Below are 23,726 nucleotides of genomic sequence, written 5' to 3'. Positions count from 1 at the left end.
GCCACCTATCCTGACGGGCATGCCCGACGAGAGCTCGACCCCCCGCGCGCGCGCGGGCCGTCGGCGCTCCCGCGGCGGGCGACCGGCCCGGGCCCGCGCCGGCAGCCAGGCCGGCAGCCAAGCCGGCAACCAAGCCGGCAACCAAGCCGGTGACCAACTCAGCGAGCCGAGCCGGCCCGGCCGGCAGCGCCGACCTCGCGTCGAGCCGACGGCGGAGCAGCGGGCTGCCCGCCGGGCTGCACGTGCGGCGACGGTGCCGCCCATCACCTATCCCGAGCACCTCCCCGTCGTCGAGCGCCGCGACGACATCGCCGCAGCCATCCGCGACCACCAGGTCGTCGTCATCGCCGGAGAGACGGGCTCGGGCAAGACGACCCAGATCCCGAAGATCTGCCTCGAGCTCGGCAGGGGTCTCGACGGCGTCATCGGCCACACCCAACCGCGGCGCATCGCGGCCCGCGCCGTTGCCGAGCGGCTCTCCGAGGAGCTGGCTGTCGAGCTCGGAACTGCCGTCGGCTACCAGGTTCGCTTCACCGACCAGAGCAGCCGCGACACCCTCGTCAAGGTGATGACAGACGGCATCCTGCTCGCGGAGATGCAGCGCGACCGCGAGCTGCGCCGCTACGACACGATCATCATCGACGAGGCCCACGAGCGAAGCCTCAACATCGACTTCATCCTCGGCTACCTCAAGCAGCTCCTGCCGCGCCGGCCCGACCTCAAGGTCATCATCACCTCGGCGACGATCGACCCGCAGCGGTTCGCCGAGCACTTCGCCGACCCGGCCACGGGCGAGCCGGCGCCCATCATCGAGGTCTCGGGACGCACCTTCCCCGTCGAGATCCGCTACCGCCCCCTCGTCGACCCCGACCGCCCCGACGCGGAGGAGCGCGACATGGTGACCGGTGTCTGCGAGGCGGTTGAGGAGCTGTGGACCGAGCGGCACTCGGGCACGAGCAGCGACATCCTCGTCTTCTTCTCCGGCGAGCGCGAGATCCGTGACGCGGCCGACGCCCTGAACGGCATGAAGCTGCCGGTCACCGAGGTCGTCCCGCTCTACGGCCGGCTGTCGGCGGCGGAGCAGCACAGGGTCTTCTCGTCGCACACCGGGCGGCGAATCGTCCTCGCCACCAACGTCGCCGAGACCTCGCTCACGGTCCCGGGCATCCGCTACGTCATCGACACCGGCACGGCGCGCATCAGCCGCTACAGCCAGCGCACCAAGGTGCAGCGACTGCCGATCGAGCCGGTCAGCCAGGCGTCGGCCAACCAGCGCAGTGGTCGCTGTGGCCGCGTCTCCGACGGCATCGCGATCCGGCTCTACTCCGAGGACGACTACGACAGCCGCCCCGAGTTCACCGACCCCGAGATCCTGCGCACCAACCTCGCCTCGGTCATCCTCCAGATGACGAGCCTCGGCCTCGGCGACATCGCGCGCTTCCCCTTCGTCGACCCGCCCGACTCGCGACAGATCGCGGACGGCGTCCGGCTCCTCGAGGAGCTCCAGGCCTTCGCGCCGGAGGACGAGACCCCGCCCACCGGGCGGGGGCGGCGACGTCCGGGACGCCGCCTCACGGCATACGGCCGCACGATCGCCCTGCTGCCCATCGACCCGCGGCACGCCCGCATGGTCATCGAGGCCGACAAGCGCGGGGTGCTGCGCGAGGTGCTCGTCATCGTCGCGGCGCTGTCGATCCAGGATCCGCGCGAGCGACCGCAGGACAAGCAGGAGCTCGCCAACGCGGCGCACAAGCGCTTCGCCGACGAGACGAGCGACTTCCTCACCTGGCTGAACCTCTGGGCCCACCTCAAGGAGGCGCAGGCAGAGCTGAGCAGCAGCGCCTTCCGCCGGATGTGCAAGGCGGAGTTCCTCCACTACCTGCGCATCCGCGAGTGGCAGGACCTCCACGGCCAGGTCAGGCAGGCCGCGAAGCAGGCGGGCCTCGACGTCAGCCGGGGCACCGTCCACGTGGGCGAGGGCGAGATCGACGCCGACGCCGTGCACCAGTCGCTCCTCGCCGGGCTGCTCTCGCACGTCGGGGTCCGTGACGAGCAGAAGCGGGAGTATGCCGGCGCGCGGGGCACGCGGTTCGGCATCAGTCCCGGGTCGGCGCTCTTCCGCAAGCAACCCCAGTTCGTCATGGCGGAGGAGCTCGTCGAGACGAGCCGGCTCTGGGCCCGGATGAACGCGCGCATCGACCCCGTGTGGGCCGAGCAGCTCGGCGAGCACCTCGTGAAGCGGCAGTACTCCGAACCCCGCTGGTCGGGCAGGCGCGGCTCGGCCGTCGCGACCGAGCGGGTCACGCTCTACGGGGTGCCCCTCGTCGTGGGGCGCGTCGTCGGGCTCGGGCGCATCGACCCTGAGCTCGCCCGCGACCTCTTCATCCGGCACGCCCTCGTCGAGGGCGACTGGCCGACGGAGCACGCGTTCCTGCGCGACAACGCGGCACTCGTCGAGCGGCTCGGCGAGCTCGAGGCGCGCACTCGGCGCCGCGACATCGTCGTCGACGACAGCACGCTGATCGCCTTCTACGACAAGCGGATTCCCTCCGACGTCGTGTCGGGCCGGCACTTCGACACATGGTGGAAGAAGGCTCGACGGCAGACGCCGGACCTGTTGACCTTCACGGAGGAGCTGCTGCTGCGCGAGAGCGCGGGCAGCATCGCCGATGAGGACCATCCGACGACCTGGACGCAGGGCGAGAACGTCCTGCCCGTCACCTACCAGTTCGAGCCCGGTTCGGCGCAGGACGGCGTCACCGTGCACATCCCGGTCGACCGGCTCAACCAGGTGACGCCCGAGGGCTTCGACTGGCAGGTGCCCGGCTTCCGCGAGGAGCTCGTGACGGCCCTGATCCGCTCACTGCCCAAGGGAATTCGCCGCAACCTCGTGCCGGCACCCGACCACGCCCGTGCCGTGCTGCCCGAGCTCGACCCGGCGAGCGGGCCGCTGCTTCCTGCCCTGGCCGCCGTCCTGCAGCGCAAGGCAGGCGCGCCCGTCTCCCCGTCCGACTTCGAGGTCGACCGGGTGCCCCCGCACCTGCAGGTCACCTTCAGCGTCGACGGCCCGAACGGGAAGCCGGTCGCGACGGGCAAGGACCTCGAGGCGGTCCGGGACTCCGCCACACCGCAGCTGCGCCGGCAGGTGAGTCGCGCCGGGGCACGCGTCGAGCGGGCCGGTCTGACGGCCTTCCCCGACGACGGGGTGGCCGAGACCTTCGAGAGCTCCGACGGCGTCCAGGGCTACCCGGCGCTCGTCGACACCGGCTCGGGCGTCGACCTCCGCGTGCTGCCGACGCGGGCCGAGGCCGACGCCGAGCACCGCCTCGGGGTGCGCCGCCTGCTCCTGCTCGGCATCACCCCGCCGTGGAAGCAGATCCTCTCCCGCCTCACGAACACCCAGAAGCTCGCCCTCGGCCACAACCCCCACGGGAGTGTGCCGGCCCTGCTCGACGACTGCCTCGCGGCTGCCATCGACGCGATCCGCGACGACGCCGTCACCGACCGCACCGACCACGCCGTGCGCACCCGCGAGGACTTCGAGTGGGCGCTGTCAGCGGTGCGCACGCACACGACAGCGAAGGTCGTGCAGGTCGTCGGCCTCGTCGAGCCGATCCTCGCCAAGGACCTCGCCCTCACCAACCGGCTCGCCGACCTCGACCGCTCGAGCAGCCCGGCGATCCGCCCGATGCTCGCCGACGTGCGGGCCCAGCTGCGCGAGCTCGTCAGGCCGGGCTTCGTCGCGGACACGGGTCTGCGCCGGCTGCCCGACCTCGACCGCCACCTCCGGGCGATCGCCCACCGCCTCGACAAGGGGCCCGCCAACCTCGCCCGAGACACCGTCGCCCTCGAGCAGGTCGACCTCGTCGAGGGCCGGTATGCCGACCTGCTCGACTCGCTCCGCCCCACCCAGCGAGGGGCGGCCGAGGTCGTCGAGATCGGCTGGATGATCGAGGAGCTGCGGGTCTCGCTCTTCGCGCAGACGATCGGGACGGCATACAGCGTCTCGCCGCAACGGGTGCTCAAGGCCATCGCCAAGGTGCGCGGCTGACCCGGTGACGCGGCACCCCGCGCCGGCACGCGTGGGAATCTTGGGACCGGGCGGGGCGTTGCACGAGACGATCCCGGACGACGAAAGGCCAGACCCGTGCAGGACCCGACCGAGCTCTTCCAGTTCGAGAGCGACACCTCACCGAGCATGCTGCAGGAGCTGCAGGCCTCGGTGCTCGTGGTCGCCCTCGGTGGATTCATCGATGCCGGCAACACGCAGCGCCTCATGGCCGACCACCTCCTCGAGGCGCACGAGTCGCGCGTCATCGCCTCCTTCGACGTCGACCAGCTGCTCGACTACCGCGGCCGCCGCCCCGTCATGGTCTTCGACCGCGACCACTGGAGCAGCTACGACGACCCGAGCCTGCTGCTCCACCGCGTCGTCGACAAGGAGGGCGTGCCCTTCCTGCTCCTCGTCGGGCCCGAGCCCGACTACCAGTGGGCCCGCATGGTCGAGGCGACGACTCAGCTCGTGCGCGCCTTCGGCGTGGGCCTCACCGTCAGCATCCACGGCATCCCCATGGCCGTGCCCCACACGCGTCCGCTCGGCGTCACCGCTCACGGCACGAACCCGCGCCTCATCTCCGGCAACGACCCGGCGTTCGGCACCGTGCAGGTGCCCGCCAGCTTCTCGTCGCTGCTCGAGCTGCGGCTCGGCGAGGCCGGCCACGACGCCATCGGCTTCGCCGTCCACGTGCCGCACTACCTCGGCCAGACGGAGTTCGGCGACGCCGCCGTCGTAGGGCTCGAGCGGGTGCGCGCCGCCACCGGGCTCGACCTCGACATCAGCGCCCTCGTCGCGACCGCGGGGCTCAACCGGGCCGAGATCACCCGGCAGATGGAGGAGTCCGACGAGATCACGGCTGTCGTGCACGCCCTCGAGCAGCAGTACGACACCTTCCTCGAGGGTCGCCAGCAGCGCAACCTTCTCGCCACCGACCTCTCCGACCTGCCGACCGCTGACGAGATCGGGGCGGAGTTCGAGGCCTTCCTCAAGGACGTCACCGAAGACGACGAGTCCGGCGACGACCGCTCCTGACCCCAGGTTGAGGTGGCGGGTTCGGCCTCTGGCGGGGCCCGCTTCCTCGTTCGCGCGGCTCGCGCTGGTGCTCTGGCTGGGGCGGGCGCGGGGCGCGACGGCGCTCGCGGCGTGGAGCGTCGGCGGCCGTTCCAGCGGCTTCTTGGCTTCCGTATGCCGTTTGGCCGCCGCCGATGCCGCTCCTACCCTCGCGCTCCGCTCCCTTGCTTACGGTGCGTCCGGCTCGCTCGCCGTCGACCCCGGCCTCCTCCCACAACGCTTTCCCGCCTCCGCGCCCCGCTGTCTCGCGTCGGGGGCTTGCCGATCGCCGCTTGTGCAGCGGCGGGCCTGTTCGGTGTGGGGGTGGGGAGTGGTGCTGGGTCAGGGTTTGGCTTCGCTCCAGCGGCGGATGACGGAGGTGTCGGCGACGAAGCGGACCTGATCGGTGCCGGCCCAGGTGCGGGCCGCGCTCGTCAGGGCGGCCTCGACCGCCACTGCCGCTGCGGTCGCCTGCTGCTCCGGCACGTGCACGATGAGCTCGTCGTGGAGGCACAGCACGATCTGGCCGCCGAGGGGGCGCACCGCGTGGCGCACGGTCGCGGCCCAGGCCTTGAAGAGCTCTGCGGCTGAGCCCTGGATGATCGCGTTGCGGGCGTAGCGCCCTCGCGATGCGTCTGCACCGGCCGATGGCTCGGGGCTCCCGGCGGCAGGGTCCGGCACGTCCGCGCCCTCCCCGAGTGGTGGGGGAGCGGCACCGAAGCGGATGAGACGGCCTCCCCAGGTGCGCACGGGTCGGCGGGCGACGCCGTCGTCGTAGGCTCGGTCGAGCAGGCCCATGGCGACGGGGTAGGCCCGCTCGAGGTCCTTGAGCGCCTCGCCGGCGGCGCCGGAGCGCTGGCCGTACATCGCCGCGAGGACGGCGACCTTGGCGATGGGACGGTCAGCACCCAGCTTGGCGGCGACGGGAGCATAGAGGTCGTCGCTGCGGGTCGCTTCGGCGAAGGCGCGGTCGGCGCTCACGACGGCGAGCACGCGCGGCTCGATCTGGCCGAGGTCGGCGCGCACGAAGACGTGTCCGGGCGCCGCGCAGATCGCGGGCCGCAGGGGAGCGGGCAGGTTGTGCAGCCCGTTCTGGGCCGTCATGCGTCCGGCGGCGCCGTCACAGGCGGTCCAGCCCCCGCGGAGGCGGTCGTCCGGGCCGACGTGCTCGTCGAGCCACCGGTAGCCGTAGGTCGTGGCGATGCGCTCGTCCTTGCGCCAGCGCAGCAGCGCGTCGACGAGCGGGTGGGTGACGCGGTAAGGCTCGAGCATCCAGGCGCGGGTGTTGGGCACGTCGACCCCGACGGAGGCGAGCAGGTCGCGCACCTGGGCCGGGTTGCGCAGGTCGGTGCGCTCGCGGCCGGGGGCGTGCCGCAGCACGGCGCGGTCGCGCTCGGAGCGGACGCGGGCGGCGTCGGCCTCGTCTCGGGCTCGGGGCCCGGCGGAGGCGGCGATGAGGTCCTCGGCGGCGAGCCGGTCGACGGGCAGCCCGTCGCGCTCGAGCTCGAGGCAGAGCACGGCGGCTGCCGACTCGGACCACACCGTGCGCTCCAGCCGGGCGAGGTGGTCGCCGCCGATGCGCTCGAGCGCGGCGCGCTGCCCGGCCTGGCACTCGAGCGCGAGCACCGCGAGCTCGCGCACCTGCCGGGGGTCGAGGGCACGCGAGAGCGCATCGGCGCGGAGGTGGCCCTCAGAGGTGAGCATCGTCGGGTCACCGGCGTCGGCGAGGTCGAAGAGGTCGCCGTCGAAGCCGCTGAGCCGCTGGGTCCGCGGGAGGGGGACGCCCGCTTCGTCGAGGCCCCGGCACGCGGCGAGCACGTGTCCGGGCGAGGCCGCCCAGCCGCCGTGGAGGAGGCGGTGCGTCTCCGCGAGGTCCCACGTGCGCGCGACGTCGATGCCGGCGCCGACGACCCCGCTCAGCGTTGTCGCGGCAGACCAGACGACCCAGCGCGGTCCGAGACGCGACGAGGTCGCGACGAGTCGCCGACCCACCTCTGCGAGCGGCCACGACTCGTCGATGCCGGGCCCCACGGCATACGCCCACTGCGGGCCCACGACAAGGGCGACGAGGGGAGGCCCGGCGGCCTTGTCAGCCAAGGCAGCCCGCGATGCGTGCCACGGCTTCTCGCAGGACGTCGGGCGAGGTGGCGAAGTTGACGCGCACGTGCCCCGCACCGGCCGACCCGAACATCGTGCCCTCGGAGACGGCGACCCGGCCTCGTTCGAGCAGAGTGGCGGCAGGGTGGTCGCCGAGCCCGAGCGGACGCAGGTCGAGCCACGCGAGGTAGGTCGAGTCCGGCACGAGGAGGCTCGCGCCCGACAGGTGCTTACGGACGAGCTCGTCGAGCAGGGTGCGGTTGGCGTCGAGCTCGACCACGAGGTCGCGGACCCACTCACGGCCGTGGCGGTAGGCGGCCGTCTGGGCGATGACGCCGAAGTGGCTCGCGCCGAAGGTGACGAACGGGTGCAGCCGCGCGACGTCGACCCGCGCGTCCTCGCCGGGCACGACGAGCGCCGCCTTGAGGCCGGCGAGGTTCCAGGCCTTGGAGGCGGACGTGACGGTGATGCCGCGCTCGCTGCCGGGCACCGTGAGGTAGGGGGTGAAGCGGTGCGGCGCGAAGACGAGCGGAGCGTGGATCTCGTCGGACAGCACGCGCACCCCGTGGCGCTCCGCGACGGCGGCCAGGCCCTCGAGCTCGGCAGCGCTGTGCACCGTGCCCGTCGGGTTGTGCGGGTTGGACAGCAGGTATGCCGCCCGCCCGCCGCCCGCGGTCACCTCGGCGAACGTCGCGTCGAGCAGGTCGAGGTCGAGCCGGGCGTCAGCCGTCAGAGGCGCCTCCACCACGCGACGGTCGATCGAGGCGATGACGTCGTAGAACGCGTTGTAGACCGGGGGGCTGACGACGACAGGACCGTGCACATCGGTGAGGAGCCGCAGGAGGTGGGCGACCCCGGTCAGCACGTCGGTGACGCGGACCATCGCGGCGGGGTCGGTGCTCCAGGCCCACTCGGCCTCGGCCAGCTCGGCGAGGGCCGCGGCATACCCCTCGTCGCCGGCGTAGCCGGTGTCTCCCCGGGTCATCGCCGCCGTCACGGCATCGACGACGGCGGGGCAGGGGCGCGTGTCCATCTCGGCGATCCACAGGGGCAGCACGTCGGCGGGGTAGCGGCGCCACTTGATACTCGTCCGGTCGCGCCGCAGGGCATCGAGCGGCACGTCGAGCAGATGGGTGGCCATGGCCCCGACCCTACGAGACCACGGCGACAGGGCATCAACCTCCACGAGCGAGCCGCGCGGCATACCCTGACGACCGCCGGCTGGGTATGGTCTGGTCGAACGCGACACCATCGGCAAGGGACGGCAGCACGTGGGACTCCTGGGCATTGACAGCGACGAGGCGACGAAGGCGGCGGACGCCACGGCCAAGCAGGTCCGCGCCGCAGCGAACGGCAGCGCGCTCGAGCGCGCCAAGCTGCCCGACGAGGGCGGGCTGACCGGAGCCGCGACCCGTCTCGTCGAGCGACTGCTCGATGTCGGCATCGACGGGCGGGGCCCCTTCGACTCGGCGGAGAAGGTCGCCGAGACGGCGCTCAAGCACGCGCGTGGCGACGTCGAGCAGGCCATCCGGATCATTCGGCGCGACCACCGTCAGATCGGGGCCGTCGGCGGCTTCGTGACGGGCCTCGGCGGCTTCTTCACGATGCCCCTCTCGCTGCCCGCCAACGTGCTCGAGTTCTACCTCGTCGGCACCCGCATGACCGCGGCGACGGCCAAGGTGCGCGGCTATGACCTGGGGCAGCCCGAGATCCGCTCTGCGGTGCTGCTCACGCTCACCGGTGCCGACAGCGAGGACATCCTCAAGAAGGCCGGCATCGTCGCCTCGGGTGGCAAGTGGTCGAGCCTCGCCGCCGGACGCCTTCCGGCGCCCGCGCTCATGGTCCTCAACAAGGCGATCGGCTTCCGGCTGCTCGGTCGCATCGGCGGCAGCACCTTCGCCCGCTTCGGGCGCGCCGTGCCCGTGCTCGGTGGGGTGCTGGGCGCGGTGATCGACGTCTACATGCTGAGCCGCATCGGCGCCCAGGCCGCCAAGGAGTTCCCGCCGGTGGCCACCTACGGCAGGTGACGCCGGGGGATGCCGGGGGACGCCGGGTGACCACCAGATGACGACTCTGCAACGGGCCTGCCCGCCCGGAATCGTCGACGCGGCCTGCTCGTTGGACTGGCCATGAAGACGGCATCGCGCATCAAGCTCGCAGCCACGGCCGCGTCGGTTGTCCGTGCCTCCATGCGGCCCGGAGGCCCCACCGTCGTCGAGCGCCTCCACGCCGTGCCGCGGCTCGTCCGCGCCACCCTCAACGGGTCGTATGCCGGCACCACCGTCGCGCGGCTCGGGCTCGTTGCCGGGGCGGTGGCCTACGTCGCCTCGCCGATCGACCTCGTGCCGGAGGCCTTCCTGCCGGTCCTCGGCGCTGCCGACGACGCGATCGTCATCGGCTGGGCGATGAAGGCCTTCGTCGAGGAGACCGACCGCTTCGTCGCCTGGGAGCTGGGTCAGGGTGCAGGTCGGGCGCAGACGGTACGGGGCGAGGCCACGTGGTCGAGTCCTGCTGGTGAACGGTGGACCGCTGGTTCGGCTACCGGCTCGGGCGCTGGGTCGGCTGCTGGGTGGGATGGCGGCGCGAGCGGTGGCGCTGCGCCGCGGGCCGGCGAGGACCGGACCGGGGCGGCTGCGCCACGGGCCGACCGCGACGCGACCGGCGCTGCTGCGCCACGAGTCGACGAGGACCGGACCGGGGCGGCTGCGCCGGGCGCCGCTCGCGGATCGACGGGTGGCAAGCTCGTGCTGCCCGAGGGTGTGCGCCAGGCGGCGACCGACTACGTGCTGGAGACGGTGCGCAAGCGCCTCGAGCGCTGAGCTCGGCGTCGGCGAAGGCGGTCGCCTGCCCGCGTGCGGTTGCGGCGATGCGGCGTGCGCAGGCTTGTCCACACCTCCCCCCGTCCGGCCGTGCGTCGTCCACAGATGTCACACGACCCCTGCCCCCGGCTTCGCCTGCGGACGAGGGTCGGGTCATGCCGAAGATCTCCTTGTCGGGTCCTGCCGACCTGCTGACCGTCCTCCCCTTCCACCTCGGGTTCCAGCCGACCCGAAGCGTCGTCGTCGTGTGCTTCCACGGCAAGCGCATCGGCCTCGTCGCGCGCTTCGACCTTCCCCCTGACCACCTTGCCGAGGCGTCCGCGGCAGCGGGGCTGCCGACCCTCGTGCGTGACCGCCCGTCGTCGGTGTGCCTCGTCGGTTTCGAGGAGGAGGCGGGGGAGTCCGACCTGCTCAGCGCCGCCCTCCGAGCCGGTCTCGAGCACGAGCGCGTCGTCGTGCAGGACCGCCTCGTCGTCCGCGACGGTCGGTGGTTCACGGTCGACTGCGACTGCTGCCCGGCAGGAGGCCGGCCGATGCCCGAGCCGGCCGACGTGCCGGGGGTGGCCGACTACGTCGCTCTCGGGCACACGGTTCTCGACGACCGCAACTCCCTCGCCCGGCTGATGCAACCGCTGCCTGTCGAGGACCCGCGCCACACCGACCTCGAGGCGGCCATCGATGTGTGGCAGGCGCGCTACACAGTGGCGGTGGCCATCGACCGGATGCGCGCTGGAAGGCTGCCCGTCGACTCCGAGGAGCTCGACCGGCTGCTGGAGCTGGAGGAGCTCGCTGACGACCTGGCGGAGCTGGCTGACGACCTGGACGACCTGGACGACGACGGGGACGAGGACGACGACGGGGACGAGGACGACGAGGACGACGATGTCGCGTTCGTCCGGTTCGGTGGCTTCGGTGACGTCGGCGAGCTCGATGGCGATGGGGCCGTCGTCATCGACCTCGAGTCCGGACGGCGGAGACGTGCGGGGGAGGACCTCGGCCGTGACCGCGACGATGCGCAGCACACCGTCGAGGAGGACGACGTCGATGTCGTCGACGATGGCGACATGGACGACGGGGGCGAGGCCTGCATCCTTTCGGCCTCAGTGCTCCTGCAGGCCGAGTCCCTCGCGGCGTGGAGCGAGGTCCTGCACGGAGAGGTCAGTGGCGAGGCGCTGGCGGAGCGTGCCCCGGCGCTGGTCGGGCCGCTGCGCGACCTCGACTTCCGCGACGCCCTCATCGCCTGGCTGTGCCCGGGCTCGGTGCCCCTCAGCGCGTTTCCCCCGGCACTCGTCGAGCTCCTGGAGGCCTTCGTCGGCACAGACGTCCGCGCAGCAGCGGCAGCCGAGTCCGTGCCGCCGCAGCCTCGCCCGCGCCGCGGGCGCCGCAAGCGCGGACGCCGTCTGAGCGCCCGACTCGGTCGGCGGGGCGAGACCCGCGTCGAGGGTCGGATCGACGGGCACGGGGCGTCCTGGGAGGACTGGCGAGCATGGGAGGAGGCCAGCGCGCCACACCACGTGCAAGCGCGGCTCGAGAGCGTGTGCCGGGTCGTCCCTGCCGCACATGCCGCGCCGCTGCTCGCGGTCGTCGGTAACTACGCGTGGTGGCGCGGCGACGGCGCCCGCGCTGGCGTGGCCATCGACGCGGCGCTCGACCTCGAGCCCGACCACCGTCTCGCGGGGCTGTTGCGCACCGCGCTCGACCACGGGCTGCGCGGTCGGGGCGCGGACCCGTCACCCGCCGATGACCTCGCAGCGCAGGGCCCGTCCGGCTCGTGGAACAGCCCATCGAGTGCATGAGCGGTCTCGCGTATGGTGGTGCCTAGGTCATGAGTGCCAGCGACAAGCCCCGGCTCGCTGGCCGGCAACCCTCCTTCGCGGTGGGGTGCCCCGGGTGAGGACCTGGCATCCCTCAGACCGTGTGGGTGCAAGCGCGAGCCGAGGAGCACCCTCCATGACCGTCACCGACCGACCGGCGGCCCGAGCCGAGAGCGCCGCGACCCACGACCTGCTCGCCCCGGACCCGGCGTCCGTGCCGACGACCTCGGCGCAGGGGCCGACCTCGCGGCTGCGCTCGGTCACGGCCGGCACGGCGTCGCGCGGGGCCGACGTTCCGAGGTCGAGCGGCGCCTGGCACGAAGGTGACCCCGTCGGCCAGCGTCGCTTCGTCGACATCGGCGGCCTCGACCTCGAGCGCGGGGGCCGGCTGTCGCAGGTCCGCATCGCCTACGAGACCTGGGGCACCCTCAACGCCAGCGGCGACAACGTCATCCTCGTCGAGCACGCACTCACCGGCGACAGCCACGTCTCCGGCGAGGCGGGCCCCGGACACCCCTCACCCGGCTGGTGGAACGCGCTCATCGGCTCCGGACGCCCGGTCGACCCCGACGAGTGGTTCGTCATCGCCTCGAACGTGCTCGGCGGCTGCCAGGGCAGCACCGGCCCGTCGAGCCTCGCACCCGACGGCCGCCCGTGGGGCAGCCGCTTCCCGTACGTGACGGTGCGCGACCAGGTGGCTGCGGAGGCCGCCCTGCTCGACGCCCTGGGCATCGACCGCCTCGCGGCCGTCGTCGGTGGGTCCATGGGCGGCATGCGGGCGCTCGAGTGGGCGGTGGGCGAGCCCGAGCGCGTCGACCGGTGCCTCGTGCTCGCCTCGACGGCCTACGCCACGGCCGACCAGATCGCCTGGTGCCAGCCGCAGCTGCTCGCGATCCGCCACGACCCCGACTTCGCCGGCGGCGACTACTACGACACCGGTCGCTCACCCGAGAACGGTCTCGGCCTCGCCCGCCGGATCGCCCACATCACCTACCGCACCGAGACCGAGCTCAGCGAGCGCTTCGGTCGCGAGGCCCAGCTCGGTGAGGACCCGCTGCGGGCCGGTGACCGGGGCCGCTTCGCGGTCGAGAGCTACCTCGACCACCACGCCGGCAAGCTGGCGCGACGCTTCGATGCCAACTCCTACGTGCGGCTCACCGAGGCCATGAACTCCCACGACGTCGGGCGTGACCGTGGCGGGGTCGAGACGGCCCTGTCCCGAGTCACGGCCGACTGCACGGTCGTATCGGTCGACACGGACCGCCTCTACCCGCCCCGGCTCTCCGACGAGCTGCACGGCGCCCTGCCCCGCTCGACCCGGGCCCACATCACCTCCGACTACGGTCACGACGGCTTCCTCATCGAGGAGGACCAGGTCGGCCGGATCATCGGCGACGCACTGGCGCGCTGAGCGCTGCGCCTCGCTCCCGCAGCGGCGTTCCCGGCGACTCGCTTGCGAGAGTTCGCTCGTCGCGCCCTCGGGCCGGCTTTTCCGGTAGCGTGCGAGCAGGGGTATCACCGCACCAAGGAGGTCCGGACAAAGTGGCCATTGTCGTTGGTTACGTCGCAACGAAGGAAGGCCGCGCCGCCCTCAAGCGCGCTGCTGAGGAGTGCCTGCTCCGTGGGACGCGCCTGATCGTCATCAGCTCGCACCGCGGGGGCAAGGACTTCGACCCCGACGAGGCCATCCAGTTCGAGAAGGAGCTCACCCGGATCGGTGACCTGCTCGAGGAGAAGGGGCTCGACCACGAGGTGCGCCAGCTCGTGCGCGGCAACGACCCTGCCGAGGACCTCATCAGCGTCGCCGACGAGGAGTCCGCAGACTTCATCGTCATCGGACTGCGGCGCCGGAGCCCGGTCGGCAAGCTCATCCTCGGCTCGAACGCGCAGCGCATCCTGCTCGACGCCAGCTGCCCGGTCCTGGCCGTCAAGGCGGACTGAGCGCCCTCCGGCAGGAGCAGTCTGCCGGGTGTGCGTCTCGCACCGGAACGGGGTCCGACCCGGTGCCGGATAGCACACCGGCGCGCCCGAATGGGGGTTCTGTTCGCGGGCATCGCCTTTCGCGTTTTATAATGTCTGAGTACCGGATTGCACGAGGCGCACCGCGAGATCGCTCAGGGACCGACTCCACCAGGCCAAGCACGTTCGGCACGAACCCCCACTCTCGTTCGTTGTGCTGGTGCATGCCCGGATCTGGTGCGCCCAGCACGACGCACACAGCGACGAAAGGCGACTGCTTCCGTGCCGAAGGCAACAACCGCTGGAGCCCCCAAGACCCTGCCGAAGGTGTTCCAGCACGAGGCAATCATGCAGCTTCTCGTGAAGGGGAGCTCGAACGGGAGCATCACCGGCACCGAGATCGCCCGGGCCCAGGCCGAGGCCGCGCTCGACCTCAAGCAGATGAAGCCGGTGCTCACGACCCTCGAGGCCCACGACATCGAGATCGTGGTCGACGCGCCGCACACGAGCACCAACAAGACCCGTTCAGGGACCAAGGGAGGCACTGTGGCCACCGCTCGTAGCACCACGGCCGCGGCGACGAAGACCGCGTCCAGGACCACCACCTCGACCGCGCGCAAGGCGCCGGCCAAGCGCGCCGCCGCGCCGGCTGCCGCCGCCGAGGCCGACGCCGCAGGAGCAGCCGCCGAGGCGCCGGCACGCAAGACCGCCGCCAAGAAGGCCGCCACGACCGCAGGCGTCGCCAAGGCAGCGGCCGCGGCCCCGGCCAAGACGGCAGCCCGGAAGACCACGGCCAAGAAGGCCCCGGCCAAGAAGGCCGTCGCCGGCGTGGACGACGCCGACGCGGCCGCTGAGGGCGACGACATCGCCCTGCCCGACGAGGCCGTCGAGACCGAGCTCGAGGAGGTCGACGTCGTCGCGGTCGCTGCCGAGGTGGCGGACGACGCCGACGCCGATGACACCGACGAGGACGGCGAGCCCAAGCCGAAGCCCGCAGCCGCGGCAGAGGAGACCGAGGAGTCGGGCTTCGTCATCCGCGACGACGACGAGGACGACGCCCCGGCGCAGCAGGTGGTCACCGCCGGCGCCACGGCCGACCCCGTCAAGGACTACCTCAAGCAGATCGGCAAGGTCGCCCTCCTCAACGCCGAGCAGGAGGTGGAGCTCGCCAAGCGCATCGAGGCCGGTCTCTTCGCCGAGGAGAAGCTCAACGCCGAGGGCAAGATCGACATGAAGCTCAAGCGCGAGCTCTGGTGGATCGCCCAGGACGGCAAGAAGGCCAAGAACCACCTCCTCGAGGCGAACCTGCGACTCGTCGTCTCGCTCGCCAAGCGCTACACCGGTCGCGGCATGCTCTTCCTCGACCTCATCCAGGAGGGCAACCTCGGCCTCATCCGTGCGGTCGAGAAGTTCGACTACACCAAGGGCTACAAGTTCTCGACCTACGCGACGTGGTGGATCCGTCAGGCCATCACCCGCGCCATGGCCGACCAGGCGCGCACCATCCGCATCCCGGTCCACATGGTCGAGGTCATCAACAAGCTGGCCCGCGTCCAGCGGCAGATGCTCCAGGACCTGGGCCGCGAGCCCACCCCGGAGGAGCTCGCCAAGGAGCTCGACATGACGCCCGAGAAGGTCGTCGAGGTCCAGAAGTACGGCCGTGAGCCGATCTCGCTGCACACCCCCCTCGGCGAGGACGGCGACAGCGAGTTCGGCGACCTCATCGAGGACTCCGAGGCGGTCGTGCCGGCCGACGCCGTCAGCTTCACGCTCCTGCAGGAGCAGCTGCACTCCGTCCTCGACACGCTCTCCGAGCGCGAGGCGGGAGTCGTCTCGATGCGCTTCGGTCTGACGGACGGACAGCCGAAGACGCTCGACGAGATCGGCAAGGTCTACGGCGTGACCCGCGAGCGGATCCGCCAGATCGAGTCCAAGACGATGAGCAAGCTGCGTCACCCGAGCCGCAGCCAGGTGCTGCGCGACTACCTCGACTGACCCACTTCGTCAGCAACCGACGGGCCGCCTCGCATCAGCGAGGCGGCCCGTCGGTTGTCCGGAACGCGGTGGTCCGTCGCGCTTAGACTGCCCAGGTGGGCCGACGTCGGTGGTCTCGCCAGGTGGTCACGGTGCTGCTGGTGGCCGCCGTCTCAGCGGGCTGCTCACCCACGAGCGCTGAACCCGAGCCCGGGGCGACCGGGAGCCCATCCGCCGCCACGTCGGCGACGAGCCACACGAGCGAAACCGGCCCGGCAGCATCCGGCTCTGCGACACCGGCGCGCCCGTGGTCGATCGTGGCGCTGGGCGACTCCGTGCCGGCCGGCAACGCCTGCGGGTGCACGCCCTACCCGGAGCTGACCGGCCAGGACCTCGCTGCACCCCCGGACCGGAAGGTCACCGTCACGAATGACGCCGTCAGCGGCTACACGACGACCGACGTCCTCGCGCAGCTCCAGACCGACGCGACGGTCAGCGACAAGGTGCGCTCCGCCGACATCGTCGAGATCGAGATCGGCGCCAACGACGTGGGCTACTCGGACTCCTGCGGCGACGCGGTCTCCTGCTACGCGCCCACCGTGCCGGAGGTCGAGAAGAACCTCGGGACCATCGTGTCGCTGGTCCGTCAGCTGACGGCCGGCCGCCAGGTGCTCATCGTGCTCCTCGACTACTGGAGTGTCTGGCTGGGCGGCCAGTACGCCGCCGCGCAGGGTGACGCGTACGTCGCCTCGGCCGCCGAGGTCACCGACCAGGTCAACACCGTCATCGCCTCCACGGCTGACCGGACCGGGTCGGCCTACGTCGACCTGCGCGCCGCGTTCAAGGGCCCCGACTACAGCTACGACGAGACCCACTACCTGGCGCCTGACGGTGACCATCCCAACGCGACCGGGCACCAGCAGATCGCGTCGGCGACGGTCGCCGTGATCCGCAGCGCGCTCCACCTCGACCCGACGGGCAAGAGCTGAGACGACGCAGGGACCTTGGCCTCTGGTGGGCTGCGATTCGGCCACCCAGCATGGCGGTGAGGGACGGCCGGCCCACGTCGGGCTCGGCGCCTCGGAACGCGTGAAAGGAGAAGGCGATGCCCAAGCTGTCCAAAGCAAGCGCGTCGTCCCGCCAAGAATTCCCGGGCTTCACGGAGTCCTACGAGCAGGAGCTCGGTGACTGGACCGTGAGCATCGAGCGCGACTTCGTCGACATGGACCTCGCGCCCTTCTTCAAGGGGGCACCGGACGACGAGTGCCAGGCACACCACCTCGGCTACGTCGTCACGGGTACGTTCTCCATCCGTCGCCACGACGGCGTCACGGAAACGTTCGAGGCCGGAGATGCCTTCGTCATCGAGCCGGGTCACGTGCCGGTGATGTCGGCCGGTGGTGAGTTCGTGGCCTTCACCCCGACCGCGGAGGCGAAGGAGCAGACCGCCGTCATGATGCCCAACATCGTCAGGTTCGCCCAGGAACAGGGGATCGAGCTACCAGGGCTCACGACGCCTGCGTAGTCTTCGCGTGAGGCGGCGCGCCCGGGTGCCACCGCGAGCCGGCGACGGAGGAGTCTGGACGTGAGTGACACCGTGTTCGTGCTGCACACCGGCGGGACCATCGGCATGGTCGACACGGCCCACGGCTCAGCTCCGGTCGCCGGGGCGCTCGCGCCCTACCTCGACTGGATCGTCGAGAACTCGAACGGTGAGCTGCCACCCATCGAGTTCCTCGAGCTCGACCCGCCGATCGACTCCGCCAACGCCACCCCCGAGGACTGGTGCGCGATCGCACGCGTGCTGCACGAGCGGCGTGACGACCACACCGGGTTCGTCGTCCTGCACGGCACCGACACGATGGCCTACACCTCGTCGGCGCTCTCCTTCCTGCTGCCCTCGTTCGGCAAGCCCGTCGTCGTCACCGGCTCGCAGATCCCCATCTCGCGCACCCGCAGCGACGGTCGGCAGAACTTCATCGGCGCCCTCCAGGTCGCCGCCCGCGGCGACATCCGTGAGGTGTCGCTCCTCTTCGGCGAGGTGGTGCTGCGCGGCAACCGCGCGACCAAGATCGATGCCTCGGGGCTCGATGCCTTCGACTCGCCGCGTCTCGCGCCCCTCGCCGACATCGGCATCGACATCGTCGCCAACCCCTCGATCGCCCACGCCGGGCAGGGGGAGCCAGGACTCGTCGCGGGGCCGCTGGGCAAGGTCGCGGCGATGCGGCTCTTCCCCGGCTTCTCCGCCTCGATCCTCGCCAACCTCTGCCAGCCACCCCTCCAGGGGCTCGTGCTCGAGGCCTACGGCGCCGGCAACGGGCCCGCCAACGACCGCGACTTCCTCGCAGCCGTCGAGGCCGCGACGGCGGCCGGCATCGTCATCGTCGTCGTCACGCAGTGCGTGCGCGGGTCCGTGCAGCCCGGGGCGTATGCGACCGGCTCGGCCCTGCTGCGCGCGGGCGCCGTGCCCGGCTACGACCTCACGTCCGAGGCCGCCCTCAGCAAGCTCGCCGTCCTCCTCGGCCAGGGCCTCGACGCGGCGAGGGTCCGCGAGCTGATGCAGCACAACATCGCCGGCGAGCTGACGCGCTGACGCGCACACGCGCTGACACGCCGGCCCTCCGGGCGTCCTCACGCAACGTCGTCGCTCACGCCTCCGGGGGCAGCTGGACCCCGAAGCCCGCGACCGCGAGGCGCAGCAGCACCTGCCCGGGCGCGAGCAGGTCGGCGATGCGTGCGGCGCTCAGCACCTCGAGCTCGCCCAGCCGGACGGCATACGCCTCGGGGCTGCGCAGCCGGGCGCGTTGGAGCTCCAGGGTGTTGTGCCAGACCTTGCGCCTCGCCTCGCGCAGGAAGCGCGTCGAGGCGCGCCGGTTGAGCGGGGTGAGGACGCGGTCGAGCAGGCTCTTCGCCTTCTGTGACGCGAGCTCCGCGTCCTCCGCCGCCACCCGGCCCGAGAGCACCCCGTCGATCCGCTCGTGGTCACGGGCCCGGCTGGCCAGCACGACGGGGTCGGCGAACTCCGCGTCGCTGATCACGCCGAGGAGGGCCTGTGGCAGGTCGTAGTTGATGTGCGCGTTGATGCCGAGCAGCACGTGGCGCAGGGGAGCCAGGTCCTCCGGGGCGCCGAAGGCGAGCCGCCACGGGCGCGGCGCGCTGCGGCCCGGGTCGCTCGACAGGTCGCTCTCGAGCGCGTCGAGGTAGAGGTCGGCGAAGACGACGTCCCACGCCTCGACCCACTCCGGGTCCTCGAACTCGCCGCCCCTGATGGCGGCGTCCACCGCGCGCGTGGTGCGCAGGTAGGTGGCCAGGAAGGAGCGTCGCGACTCGAGTGACTCCGGCATCGCGTCGAGCAGTGCGGTCATCCGGTCGACGACGTCGGCAATGCTGCGCTTGTCCTGATGCGTCCCCGCCTCCGGGGCCGGCCCGCTCTCGGTCATGGTCGTTCTCCTCACGCCCGCGCCCCGCCGCTTCTAGTGTGGTGGGAGCACCGCCTCGTGTCGGTCGAATCCGACGGGACCTCGGGTGCGGCGCGTCGGGGCCGTCGGGCGCCATCGGGCGCAGGAGGCGAGGCGCAGATGACGCCGGTGCGTGACGACCGCGTGCTGCCCGCCACCCGCGTGCTCGCCGTGGTCCTCGTCCCGATCCTCGTCGCCGCCTTCGTCATCCTCTACGGCTTCCCCGCGGACACCGGTCGCCTCTTCGCGTGGACCATCTCACCGCAGCTGACCCCGATGGTGCTCGCCTCGGCCTATCTCGGTGGGGCCTGGTTCTTCGTGCGGGTGGCCCGTGAACGGCGCTGGGCCGCGGTCGGTGCCGGCTTCCTTGCCGTATGCCTCTTCGCCACCCTCCTCGGCATCGCGACCGTGCTGCACTGGGACCGTTTCAACCACGGCCACGTCGCCTTCTGGCTCTGGGCCACCCTCTACTTCGTCGCGCCGGTGCTCGTGCTCGGCGCCTGGCTGGCAAACTCCCGCGTCGCCGCCCCACCCCGGCCGGACGAGCGCCGGATCGGGCCGGTCGCCCGAGTGGTCATCGCCACAGGCGGTGGACTGGCGCTCGTGCAGGGCCTCGTGCTCTTCGCCTCCCCGTCGCTCATGATCCCGCTCTGGCCGTGGCAGCTCACCCCGCTGACGTGCCGCGTCGTCGGGGCGATCTTCTGCCTCGGCAGTGCCGGCCTCGTCGTCATCGGCGACCCGCGGTGGGAGCGGCTGCGACTGCTCGTCGAGATCGCGACGGTCATGCTCACGCTGATGCTCGTCGGAGGCCTTCGCGCCCGGGGCGACCTGCACACGGACCGGCTGCTGACCTGGTTGCTCGTCGTCGGCTTCGTCGGTGCCCTCCTCGGTTCGCTCTACCTCTGGTGGTCGATGCGCCGGCCGGTCGGCGCGCCCGTCACGACCGGCGGCGGCTGACGGCCTCCGAGATGCGGTCGGGCAAGGTGCGCCAGTAGGAGACCCCCCGCTGCGGCCAGAGGAAGGAGCGCACCCGCGTCTTCCAGGCCCGTGTGCCACCGACCTGTCGCCGGATCGACCGGATGTCGTCGTGGAGCCGGATCGCCTCCTGGGGTGTCGTGCGCTCCGGGCGGTCGTAGCGTGCCTTCTCGAGCGTGGCGGTCACGCGACTCATGGCTGACGCGCTCTCGGTGTCGAGGTGGCCCTGGGTCACGTAGCGCTCGCGCAGCTGACGCAGGGTCGCCCCGGCAGGCGCCTCGAGGCCCAGGTCGCCGAGGTGGGCCGTGAGGTCGTCCCACTCGGCCTCGATGAGGTCCTGCTGCGTCACCGCGGCCCGTCGGCGGCGCACCCGCAGCAGCCAGGCCGTGATCGGCATGACGAGGACGGCGAGGACGATGACGAGCAGCGTGAGCAGGATGACGACGTTGCGCAGGGTGAAGGCCGAGCTGACGCGCTCGAGCACTCCGGTCGGCTCGGCCGCGGCGGTGGCGGCCGCGGTCCGCGTCGGGACGGCGCTCGTCGTCGCCGACGCGGTCGACCCGCTCTCGGTGACCGAGCGGCCGCCGCCCGTGGCGCCGGCGTTGCTGCCGAGCACGGCATACGGCGGCGGGGAGCCGGAGCGCGCGCCCGGGGTCGGCTCGAAGCGCAGCCAGCCGTAGCCCTGGAAGAAGAGCTCGGGCCACGCGTGGGCGTCGGAGGCCTTGACGATGTACTTGTCCGTGCCCACGGCCTCGCCCGGCAGGAAGCCGATCGCCATGCGGGCCGGGATGCCTTGGGCGCGCGCCATCATGATCATCGCCGTGGCGAACTGGACGCAGTAGCCGCGGCGGGTCTCGTAGAAGTTGCGGATCGGCTCCATGATGCGCCCGGTCTCGTCTCTCAGCGGCTCACCGAGGTCGAGGCTGTAGGTGTATGCCGGGCTGCGCAGGTGGTCCTGGATCGCGATGGCGCGGTCGAGCGGGTTGTCCTTGCCCGCCGTCACCTCGTCGGACCAGCGCTGCACGAGCGAGCGCACGGTGTCGGGCACGGCGAGGTCGTCCTCGGTGACGTCGGGGGAGTCCGGCGCCCCGGACTCGCGCAGCTGCGGCGGCGAGGGGGAGAGATCGGCATACGTCACGCGGTAGGAGCTGACGGCCCGTCCGACGCGCACGTCACGGGTCACGGGGTCGATCGACCACGGCGTGCCCTGCATCTCGACGGCGACGACGGGGTAGGGCACCGCGACCCGCGGTGCGGCGAGGGTGTTGTCGGTGACGGCGATGGCGTAGTCGCGGCGCTGCGCGGCCGGAGGGAGTGGCTGCGGCTGGCCCGACCCGTTGCCGCCACCGAGCTGCAGCCACTGCCCGCGGGAGTAGTAGGACGTGGCCATCACGCGCAGCGGGGCCTTCGTGAAGGCGGTCGTCGTGTAGGTGAAGACGGGCGTCTGGTCGCTGTTGTTGAGGCTGCGGCTGAGGTCGAGGGTGTCGTTGAACCCCACCGACCCCTCTCCGCCGCCGCCCTCGGAGCGTCCGAGCCCCTCGGTGAGGTAGCGCGGGGGGAAGTGGGGCACGATGACGGGCAGCGCGAGGGCGAGCACGACGCCGAGGGCGCCGAGCTTGAGGGCGCCCGCGGAGAAGGAGCGCAGCGCCTCCCGGTCGTGGGCGGCCTCGTCGATCTCGCTCTCCTCGGCGGGGTTCGCGGTGCTCCACCGGGAGAAGGCGGCCCGTGCCGTCGTGTGCAGCATGAGCAGCCACAGCGCGGCGGGCACGACGAAGAAGCGCAGGGCCAGCGCCGCCTGGCCGTTGGCCGCCGTGATGAGGTATGCCGTGAGGAGCGGCAGGCCCGCAGCCGCGGGGCTGCGCCAGGTGGCCGCCATGGCGTCGACGCAGATCGCGATGAGCCCGACCGCGACGAGCAGGCAGAAGGTGACGCCGTCGTTGAGCGGAGCCGGCGCGGTGTAGCGCTGGACCGTGTCGAGGGCCTGGAGGCCGAGGGAGTTCGCGACCTCGAGGCTGGCCGGAGTCGGCAGGAACCACGCGAAGGTGTCACCCGCATAGCGGAAGAGCAGGACGTAGCCGACGATGAGCACCTGGGAGACGACGATGAGCGCCTTGGAGCGGGTCAGCCCGCGGGCCACGAGCCCGATGCCGGCCGAGAGGGCGATCACGACGACGGCTTGGGGGAGCCAGGCGGAGTCCCGGAAGAGGCTCGTGATCGGGTAGATGGCGGCCAGGGTCGCGAAGGCCGCGAGGATGGTGATCCTCCAGCGTCTGCGGGTCATCGGCTGCCTCCGACCGCTGCGGCGGTGAGGACGGCCCATGCGTGAGCGACGTCGTCGTCGCGTCGCACCGCGACGGCCCGCCACCCGGCGAGCCGCAAGGCGTCGACGTGGGAGTCGACCGGGTCGGCGGCCGAGTCGCCGAAGCTGTGGGAGTCGAGGACGAAGGCGATGCCGGTCGTGCCGGGCTGGCGCAGGCTCGCGAGGCGCAGCGTGACGTCCTGGTCGCGCGGCCCGACGAGCGCCACGACGAGGCCGCCCGAGGAGGCGAGCGCCTGGGCCGCGCGCAGGATCTCGTCCTCACCGCTGTCGTCGCGCAGCCGCGTGACGGCGAGGACGTCGAGGATCTCGTCGACGGTCATCGTGTCGGCGGCGCGGGAGCTCTCGACGGTCTCGGCGCAGACGACGTGGACGGCATACCCCGACTCGAGCAGGTGGACGGCGACCGACGCGGCGGCGGTGACGGCCCACTCGAAGGAGGACGACGCGCCACTGCCACCGTGGGCCGTGGGCCGCGGGTCGAGCACGACGAGAGCCCGGCGCTGGGCCGGCCGGTCCTCCTGGCGGACCATGAGGTCGCCGGTGCGGGCGGTGGCCGGCCAGTGGATGTGGCGCAGGTCGTCGCCGTCGCGGTACTCGCGGATGGTGACGTCGTCCTCGCCGTGCAGCGCGATGAGGTGCGCCTGCTCTCCCTCGGAGCCGACCCCCGCGCTCGGGTGGCGGCTCGAGGAGAGCGGGTGCACCGCGGGCAGGACGACGAGATCGGTCGTGCCCTCGAGCACCGCGTTGCGGTTGGCGAGCCCGAAGGGGTCCTGCACCTGCACACCGAGCGGGCCGAGCCGGTGGCGCCCGCGCAGGTGCGAGCGCACCTGGTAGTCGATGGCCCGCACCCGGCCGGGCGGGATGCGGCCGACGACGAAGCGCGGCCGGTCGCCGAGCACGTAGTCGAGCCGCTCCTCGGCGAGGAAGATCGGCGTCGTCGACGTCGAGACGTTCTCGAAGGAGAGGGTCACCGCGGCGTCCTGACCCACGCTGATGCGCTCGGGCCGGGTGTGCCGCTCGATGCGCATCCGGGTCTTGCGGGTGCGCACGAGGGTCGCCGAGATGACCGGCAGGCCGATGAGCAGCACGCTGACCCGGGTGAGGTCGGGGAAGCCGAGGATGATGCCCGCGAGCAGCAGCAGGATGCCGGAGAGGAAGAAGGCGAGGCCGCGGGTGGTGAGGACGGCGCGGAGGGCGCGCATA

General features: G+C 72.2%; 17 protein-coding genes and 1 riboswitch. Of the genes, 12 read left to right on the top strand and 5 right to left on the bottom strand.

The window, feature by feature from the left end; genetic code table 11:
• Positions 1–19 precede the first annotated feature (19 nt).
• A complete protein-coding gene (hrpA, locus tag FHX52_RS07125) occupies positions 20–4,051 on the top strand; it encodes an ATP-dependent RNA helicase HrpA (protein ID WP_141821159.1) in 4,032 nt (1,343 codons plus the stop codon).
• A 96-nt stretch (positions 4,052–4,147) separates the two neighbouring features.
• Entirely contained in the window at positions 4,148–5,089 is a 942-nt protein-coding gene (locus FHX52_RS07120) for a PAC2 family protein (RefSeq protein WP_141821157.1), read from the top strand.
• Between the two features lie 360 nt (positions 5,090–5,449).
• Here the strand turns inward: FHX52_RS07120 and FHX52_RS07115 are convergent, their stop codons facing one another.
• Together FHX52_RS07115 and FHX52_RS07110 are read right to left on the bottom strand one after the other, a co-directional pair.
• Positions 5,450–7,204, bottom strand: coding sequence for a DNA polymerase (locus tag FHX52_RS07115; RefSeq protein ID WP_246069652.1), 1,755 nt, complete (start codon positions 7,202–7,204; stop codon positions 5,450–5,452).
• Complete coding sequence (locus FHX52_RS07110) at positions 7,197–8,345, bottom strand: MalY/PatB family protein (RefSeq protein WP_141821155.1); 1,149 nt, start codon at positions 8,343–8,345, stop codon at positions 7,197–7,199. Before FHX52_RS07110 ends, FHX52_RS07115 begins: the two co-directional genes overlap by 8 nt.
• A 130-nt stretch (positions 8,346–8,475) precedes the next feature.
• Here FHX52_RS07110 and FHX52_RS07105 point away from each other — a divergent pair, with 130 nt between their 5' ends.
• The 9 genes from FHX52_RS07105 to FHX52_RS07065 all read left to right on the top strand — a co-directional run bounded on the left by FHX52_RS07105 (position 8,476) and on the right by FHX52_RS07065 (position 18,363).
• Positions 8,476–9,231 carry an EcsC family protein gene (locus tag FHX52_RS07105; RefSeq protein ID WP_246069651.1) on the top strand — a complete coding sequence of 252 codons (756 nt, stop codon included), beginning with the start codon at positions 8,476–8,478 and terminating at the stop codon, positions 9,229–9,231.
• A 102-nt stretch (positions 9,232–9,333) separates the two neighbouring features.
• Entirely contained in the window at positions 9,334–10,023 is a 690-nt protein-coding gene (locus FHX52_RS07100; RefSeq protein WP_141821151.1) for a YkvA family protein, read from the top strand.
• Positions 10,024–10,178: 155 nt separating this feature from the next.
• Positions 10,179–11,819: a DUF4192 family protein gene (locus FHX52_RS07095; protein WP_185747106.1), complete on the top strand. Its 1,641-nt coding sequence runs from the start codon at positions 10,179–10,181 to the stop codon at positions 11,817–11,819.
• Positions 11,820–11,844: 25 nt separating this feature from the next.
• Positions 11,845–11,959: riboswitch (SAM riboswitch) on the top strand.
• 14 nt (positions 11,960–11,973) lie between these two features.
• Entirely contained in the window at positions 11,974–13,248 is a 1,275-nt protein-coding gene (metX, locus tag FHX52_RS07090) for a homoserine O-acetyltransferase MetX (RefSeq protein ID WP_141821147.1), read from the top strand.
• Between the two features lie 131 nt (positions 13,249–13,379).
• The gene (locus FHX52_RS07085; RefSeq protein WP_141821145.1) at positions 13,380–13,778 is read left to right on the top strand and encodes a universal stress protein; all 399 of its coding nucleotides are present in this window, start codon (positions 13,380–13,382) and stop codon (positions 13,776–13,778) included.
• Positions 13,779–14,123: 345 nt separating this feature from the next.
• On the top strand, positions 14,124–15,791 hold the full coding sequence (locus FHX52_RS07080) for an RNA polymerase sigma factor (RefSeq protein ID WP_281288000.1): 1,668 nt from the start codon (positions 14,124–14,126) through the stop codon (positions 15,789–15,791).
• A 95-nt stretch (positions 15,792–15,886) separates the two neighbouring features.
• The gene (locus FHX52_RS07075) at positions 15,887–16,759 is read left to right on the top strand and encodes an SGNH/GDSL hydrolase family protein (protein WP_141821141.1); all 873 of its coding nucleotides are present in this window, start codon (positions 15,887–15,889) and stop codon (positions 16,757–16,759) included.
• A 116-nt stretch (positions 16,760–16,875) separates the two neighbouring features.
• Entirely contained in the window at positions 16,876–17,295 is a 420-nt protein-coding gene (locus FHX52_RS07070; RefSeq protein ID WP_141821139.1) for a cupin domain-containing protein, read from the top strand.
• 60 nt (positions 17,296–17,355) lie between these two features.
• On the top strand, positions 17,356–18,363 hold the full coding sequence (locus FHX52_RS07065; protein WP_141821137.1) for a type I asparaginase: 1,008 nt from the start codon (positions 17,356–17,358) through the stop codon (positions 18,361–18,363).
• A gap of 55 nt (positions 18,364–18,418) precedes the next feature.
• Here the strand turns inward: FHX52_RS07065 and FHX52_RS07060 are convergent, their stop codons facing one another.
• Positions 18,419–19,210 (bottom strand): DUF5995 family protein, encoded by a 792-nt coding sequence (locus FHX52_RS07060; protein ID WP_141821135.1) that lies wholly within the window; start codon positions 19,208–19,210, stop codon positions 18,419–18,421.
• 138 nt (positions 19,211–19,348) lie between these two features.
• On the opposite strand from FHX52_RS07060, the gene FHX52_RS07055 reads away from it, so the two are divergent.
• Complete coding sequence (locus FHX52_RS07055; protein WP_141821133.1) at positions 19,349–20,185, top strand: hypothetical protein; 837 nt, start codon at positions 19,349–19,351, stop codon at positions 20,183–20,185.
• Here the strand turns inward: FHX52_RS07055 and FHX52_RS07050 are convergent.
• Together FHX52_RS07050 and FHX52_RS07045 are read right to left on the bottom strand one after the other, a co-directional pair.
• Positions 20,166–22,484 (bottom strand): transglutaminase TgpA family protein, encoded by a 2,319-nt coding sequence (locus FHX52_RS07050; protein ID WP_141821131.1) that lies wholly within the window; start codon positions 22,482–22,484, stop codon positions 20,166–20,168. The genes FHX52_RS07055 and FHX52_RS07050 overlap by 20 nt on opposite strands.
• Positions 22,481–23,725, bottom strand: a complete 1,245-nt coding sequence (locus FHX52_RS07045) for a DUF58 domain-containing protein (RefSeq protein ID WP_141821129.1) — start codon at positions 23,723–23,725, stop codon at positions 22,481–22,483. The genes FHX52_RS07050 and FHX52_RS07045 overlap by 4 nt, the downstream gene beginning before the upstream one ends.
• Between the last annotated feature and the right edge of the window lies 1 nt (position 23,726).

The sequence above is a fragment of the Humibacillus xanthopallidus genome (genome assembly GCF_006717145.1).
GTDB classification, from domain to species: Bacteria; Actinomycetota; Actinomycetes; order Actinomycetales; family Dermatophilaceae; genus Humibacillus; species Humibacillus xanthopallidus.
Note: the sequence above shows the minus strand (reverse complement) of the source record. Positions and strands in the feature narration are given on the sequence as shown.

Coding starts and splice junctions, on each gene's coding strand:
- FHX52_RS07070 (WP_141821139.1), top strand. CDS start 16,876: ATGCCCAAGCTGTCCAAAGCAAGCGCGTCGTCCCGCCAAGAATTCCCG.
- FHX52_RS07110 (WP_141821155.1), bottom strand. CDS start 8,345: ATGGCCACCCATCTGCTCGACGTGCCGCTCGATGCCCTGCGGCGCGAC.
- FHX52_RS07095 (WP_185747106.1), top strand. CDS start 10,179: ATGCCGAAGATCTCCTTGTCGGGTCCTGCCGACCTGCTGACCGTCCTC.
- FHX52_RS07045 (WP_141821129.1), bottom strand. CDS start 23,725: ATGCGCGCCCTCCGCGCCGTCCTCACCACCCGCGGCCTCGCCTTCTTC.
- FHX52_RS07060 (WP_141821135.1), bottom strand. CDS start 19,210: ATGACCGAGAGCGGGCCGGCCCCGGAGGCGGGGACGCATCAGGACAAG.
- FHX52_RS07050 (WP_141821131.1), bottom strand. CDS start 22,484: ATGACCCGCAGACGCTGGAGGATCACCATCCTCGCGGCCTTCGCGACC.
- FHX52_RS07055 (WP_141821133.1), top strand. CDS start 19,349: ATGACGCCGGTGCGTGACGACCGCGTGCTGCCCGCCACCCGCGTGCTC.
- hrpA (WP_141821159.1), top strand. CDS start 20: ATGCCCGACGAGAGCTCGACCCCCCGCGCGCGCGCGGGCCGTCGGCGC.
- metX (WP_141821147.1), top strand. CDS start 11,974: ATGACCGTCACCGACCGACCGGCGGCCCGAGCCGAGAGCGCCGCGACC.
- FHX52_RS07100 (WP_141821151.1), top strand. CDS start 9,334: ATGAAGACGGCATCGCGCATCAAGCTCGCAGCCACGGCCGCGTCGGTT.